Annotated in this window: 5 protein-coding genes and 1 pseudogene; 4 read left to right on the forward strand and 2 right to left on the reverse strand. The window is 57.9% G+C overall.

Translation table 11 applies throughout. From position 1 onward, the window contains the following. The 3 genes from Q1K49_RS03370 to pseC form a co-directional block, all read left to right on the forward strand. The coding region (locus Q1K49_RS03370; RefSeq protein WP_300522804.1) for a hypothetical protein at positions 1-195 on the forward strand (195 nt) is incomplete at its 5' end. Between the two features lie 138 nt (positions 196-333). Further along, entirely contained in the window at positions 334-1308 is a 975-nt protein-coding gene (locus Q1K49_RS03375; protein ID WP_300522807.1) for a hypothetical protein, read from the forward strand. Between the two features lie 362 nt (positions 1309-1670). Then, a complete protein-coding gene (pseC, locus tag Q1K49_RS03380; RefSeq protein ID WP_300522809.1) occupies positions 1671-2840 on the forward strand; it encodes a UDP-4-amino-4,6-dideoxy-N-acetyl-beta-L-altrosamine transaminase in 1170 nt (389 codons plus the stop codon). Between the two features lie 182 nt (positions 2841-3022). Here the strand turns inward: pseC and Q1K49_RS03385 are convergent, their stop codons facing one another. Further along, entirely contained in the window at positions 3023-3244 is a 222-nt protein-coding gene (locus Q1K49_RS03385) for a DUF3343 domain-containing protein (RefSeq protein ID WP_300522812.1), read from the reverse strand. Between the two features lie 303 nt (positions 3245-3547). Between Q1K49_RS03385 and Q1K49_RS03390 the strand changes: the two genes are divergently transcribed. Further along, entirely contained in the window at positions 3548-3988 is a 441-nt protein-coding gene (locus tag Q1K49_RS03390; RefSeq protein ID WP_300522814.1) for an OmpH family outer membrane protein, read from the forward strand. Between the two features lie 291 nt (positions 3989-4279). Here Q1K49_RS03390 and Q1K49_RS03395 read toward each other — a convergent pair. Then, positions 4280-4411 (reverse strand): annotated as a pseudogene (locus Q1K49_RS03395) (ABC transporter ATP-binding protein); the annotation flags it as partial.

The following is a 4411-nucleotide window of genomic DNA, read 5'->3' on the forward strand; positions in this document are numbered from 1 at the left end:
TTGTCGATGGGGCCTTCGGTGCAGAAGCTGCGCGACATGAAAAAACCTCCTCGCTGGGTCGGAGCGCCAGGAATGATCGCCTCGCCGCGCTCCGAGAGTGCGAAACAAGGGGTCGAAGCAAGAAACGGCGGGATCGTCCGCCCTTGTACGCAGGACTCCTTGCCGTTCTGCCGATGCTTTCATTTTACAACATAAGGGGGATATAATGAGGCCCCGGAAGGCCGTACCGGCGGAGAACAACGGGCGGTTCGCCCTTTTCGGCAGGGATTTTCGTAGACGGGTCACTTCTCTGGAACAAAAAACGGTGCGGAGACAACGTGTGGAGACAGAATCGTGAGAAAAATGCGCGTACTTGTCCTCTCGAACGGGGGCCCAGGGATCGGTGGCGGTCATATCTCCCGCTGTGTCGCTCTAGCGACGGCTTTCGACGCGGAAGGGCTGCAATGCCGATGGATGGTGAACGAATCGGCCCTGGCGATGTTGCCCCGGGAAGCGCTCGTGGAGACTCTCCCCGAAGCGGTTCTGTTTGCTTCCGATGCTGTCGGCCTTGTGCGAAAGCAGCGTCCCGATCTTATCGTAGTGGACAGTTACGTTCCGGAACTCTCGTTTCTCCGCGAACTCCGGGCCGTTGCGCCGCTCTGCGTGATTGATGACTGTCGAGACCGTCCTGTTGACGAGGTTGCCTCGGTATTGTTGAACTACAATCTGGGAGCCGAGGAGTTGGGGTACGGCACCTCACCGGAACGTTCTCTTCTGGGGCTTCGGTATGCCCTGCTCCGCTCTGTCTTCGCGGACGTTGCTCGGCAAAGCGGCGAGTATGTTTTTCTCTCTGCGGGCAGTGCGGACGTCCGTTCCGTGACGAGCACGTTTCTCGAGTGGTGGCGTCCGACTTTTCCGCCGCTGGTTGCCGTGCTCGGTCCTTTTGTTCCGCCTGGGGAGCGCGAACGTGCCCGGCAACATGCGCGTTTCCTTTCTCATGCGCGTCTCCTCGTGGCTCCCGAGGAGTATCCGCGCCTGTTGGCTGGAGCGGGTTTTGTCCTTTGTACCTCCAGTGTGTCCGCCTACGAGGCTCTTGCTCTCGAAAAACCCCTCGCAGTTTTTCAGGTCGCCTCAAACCAGTGTCGTATCGGCGGACTCATCGAGCAACGCGGACTTGGGAAAAATCTGGGAGAATGGGGGACCTTCACCGGAGAAGACGTGGCCCGAGTGCTGTCCCGGAAGTGGAAAAAACCGGATCCGTCCGTCAATCTCAATGGAGCCGTCGAGGTCGCGCGGACGGTGAGGGCGTGGTTGGAGGACAGACACTGAAGTTCGCGTGTTCGCCTGTGGCGGGTCGTTTTCCTCTTGCCGTCAGTGTTGCCTCTTTTACCTTCTCGTTTACAATGCCATGCGAAGACTTGAAGAGAGGCGGGGAACATCGCAATTTTCCACGCAATCGGGGCGGGGCTTTCGGAGAACGCTGCGCGATTGCGGGGCAGGAGGCGTGCTGTTTTTCAGTGAGGTCCATTGTTATCGATCTTTTCGGGATAAGCCTTTATACCGGAAAGATGTCGGATGGTTTTCTTCGGCGGGATAGAATCGGTGCGAATCCGCAAGTGTTTTCGCATGAAGATGAAGTTCAAAAACGAAAGAACCGGGACGGAACCGGACCGGGCCGGATGGAAAGGGGTATGACCTTGGCGGAAAAACAGGCGTTTCTTCCCTACGGGCATCAATGGATCGACGATGAGGACATCGCCGCCGTAGTGGCCATTCTCAAGGGGGACTGGTTGACCATGGGTCCCACGGTGGATGCCTTCGAGAATGCTCTGGCGGAAAAAGTGGGCGTCCGACACGCAGTGAGCTTTTCCAGTGGAACGGCGGCACTGCACGGTGCCATGTATGCCGCCGGCGTCGGGCACGGTGACGAGGTCATTGTTCCCCCCATGACGTTTGCGGCGACGAGCAACGCTGCGTTGTACCTGGGAGGCTTGCCACGTTTCGCCGACATCGCCCCGGAGACGTGGTGCCTGGATCCGGCAGCCGCGCAACAGGTCGTTTCCGACCGGACGAAGGCCATTGTTCCCGTGAGTTTTACCGGATTTCCTCTGCCGCTGGAGTCTTTCCGGGCTTTGGCGGAGCAAGTTGGAGCCGTCCTTATTGAAGATGCCTGCCACACTCTCGGAGGCGAACGGGAAGGGCGTAAGGTGGGCAGGGATGCGGACATGACGGTCTTCAGCTTCCATCCGGTGAAGCATATCACCACCGGAGAAGGAGGCATGGTGGTGACCGACGACGACGAGTTCGCCCGGCGGCTTCGCCTGTTCCGTTCCCACGGCATCACCAAGGATCCCGCGCAGATGCGGACGGAACCTCACGGTCCCTGGTATACGGAGATGCAGGACCTGGGCTACAACTATCGGCTGACGGATCTCGGCTCCGCTCTTGGCCTCAGCCAGTTGCGCCGGCTCGACGCCTTCGTCTCCCGGAGGCGGGAACTGGCGGCGCGCTACGACCGCCTGTTGCCGGAACTGAACGGAACGACGTCCGCGCCTGTCGTCGAAACGCCTCCCGCTCACCCCGGACATGCCTACCATCTTTACGCGGCGAATTTCGAACCTGCGGTGCGGAAACACCTTTTCGAGGAATTACGGAAGGCCGGCATCGGTGTGCAGGTGCATTATCTTCCCGTCCATCTGCACCGGTATTACCGGGAACGTTTCGGCTGGAAGGAAGGGGATTTCCCCGTGGCGGAGCGCCTCTATCGGGGGGAGATCTCCTTGCCGCTTTTCCCTTCCATGGAAAACGACGATGTTTCTCGTGTGGTTGAGGAGATTCGCAGCATACTGGGGAAGCTCTGAATAAAGACATTTTGCCCGCCCTTCACTCGGGTCGCATCAGGCTCTGCGAGGCGTCCTGCGGAGCTGACGCAGCCTTATTCAGAGGTTCCCTGGAAAAGATGTGAGGCGTGAAACGGCGCTGCCACGGACCGGAACCGCCCATGTCCGTCTCTTCGTGAACGGGTTTGATCGTTCGTGTTCCGTCATTCTTCCATTCTGTGGTACTCCGCAACTTCGACGTGATTTTTCTCACAGAGAGCCCGAATGTGGTCTTGGGCTTCGCAGGGAAAGCGGCAGGCAAGACCACAGCTTGCGGAGAGTTCCCGTGGGACCGGCGTTATGCGGGCGTTGATTCCAGAGACGCGGCACATTTTTTCGAAGCGGAGCGCCATGTGGGTCGTCTCGAAAGTGGCGATGCAGGACATGACCTATCCCTCCAGCGTGTCGGGCAAGGATTTTTGAGCGGGTGACGGGATGGTTTCCACACAAACGGAGCGTCTGCCGTTTCAACGAATTGCCCTTCTCCGTGCTGAATCATGCTACCATGATCCGTACCGGAGAGAAACGTCCGAAGATGTGTGCGATGTGTGCCGTGCCTGAATGCAAGTCGGAAAACCGTGGTGTTTCAGCATTTCTACCTAGACGGGAGCTGTTCCGCAGAGTACAATTTCCCGAGTGTAGGAAAAAGGTATCGCAAACGAATGTACTTTCGAGGAGGTCCGTGGGGAATGAAAGCGTTCGGAAAAGTCGTCCTGTTGGTGTTGGCGGTTGTCGTTCTCACTGGGGTAGCGAGTGGGGTGGCACTTGCGGCGGAAAAGATCGGCATCATCGACCCCCAGAGGATCATGTTCAACCACCCCAAGTTCGAAGAAACACAGAAGAAAATCCAGCAGGTCGTCGAATCGAAGCAGAACGAGGCAAAAATGGCCATCGAGACCGAGTCGGACAACAAGAAAAAAGCGGACATTTATCAGAAGAAACGCGAAGAGGCCGCAACCGAGCAGAACAAACTCATGGAACCCCTCTTCAAGGATGTGGATCTTGCCATGCGTGCCGTGGCGAAGGCAAAGGGAATCACACTGGTTCTCGACAAGGGCATGGTCTTCTTCGGCGGTGAGGACATCACCAACGATATCATTCAGGAACTGAAGAAGTCCGCGTCGAAGTAACGTTCTCACGTTCGTCGTCTCCCAAAGTACTGCCGATTCGAATCGGCAGTACTTTTTTTATGCTCATCGACGCGCTTCCCTTTTCACCAATGCCGCCGCATCGTCCTTCCTGTCTGTGGCGCGTTCATTGCGCGGGTATCAGCCGGCACCCGCTTTGTGAGACAGAGCGAACCTCATTCACTTGATCGAGCGAGAGAGTCGTTACGAGTCCCGAGAGACGTATCCGGAGGGCGACACGCCCTCCGGATACGTCTCGTTTTTGCTCTGGCGTCCGTGTGGTACCCGGCTCCTTCAGTGCGTTGCGGGTTTTCCACCGAGGTAGGCCGCCTCCACCTCTGGATTTGCGAGGAGTTCTTTGGACGTTCCCGAGAGAATCAGCCGTCCCGTCTGGAGCACATAGGCCCGGTGGGAGAGCAACAGTGC

Source organism: Aminiphilus sp. (assembly GCF_029975095.1).
In the GTDB taxonomy this organism is placed as follows: domain Bacteria; phylum Synergistota; class Synergistia; order Synergistales; family Aminiphilaceae; genus Aminiphilus.

Bases quoted from the DNA above. Each gene is read 5' to 3' on its own strand.
- Q1K49_RS03390 (WP_300522814.1), top strand. From the start codon at position 3,548: ATGAAAGCGTTCGGAAAAGTCGTCCTGTTGGTGTTGGCGGTTGTCGTT.
- pseC (WP_300522809.1), top strand. From the start codon at position 1,671: ATGACCTTGGCGGAAAAACAGGCGTTTCTTCCCTACGGGCATCAATGG.
- Q1K49_RS03385 (WP_300522812.1), bottom strand. From the start codon at position 3,244: ATGTCCTGCATCGCCACTTTCGAGACGACCCACATGGCGCTCCGCTTC.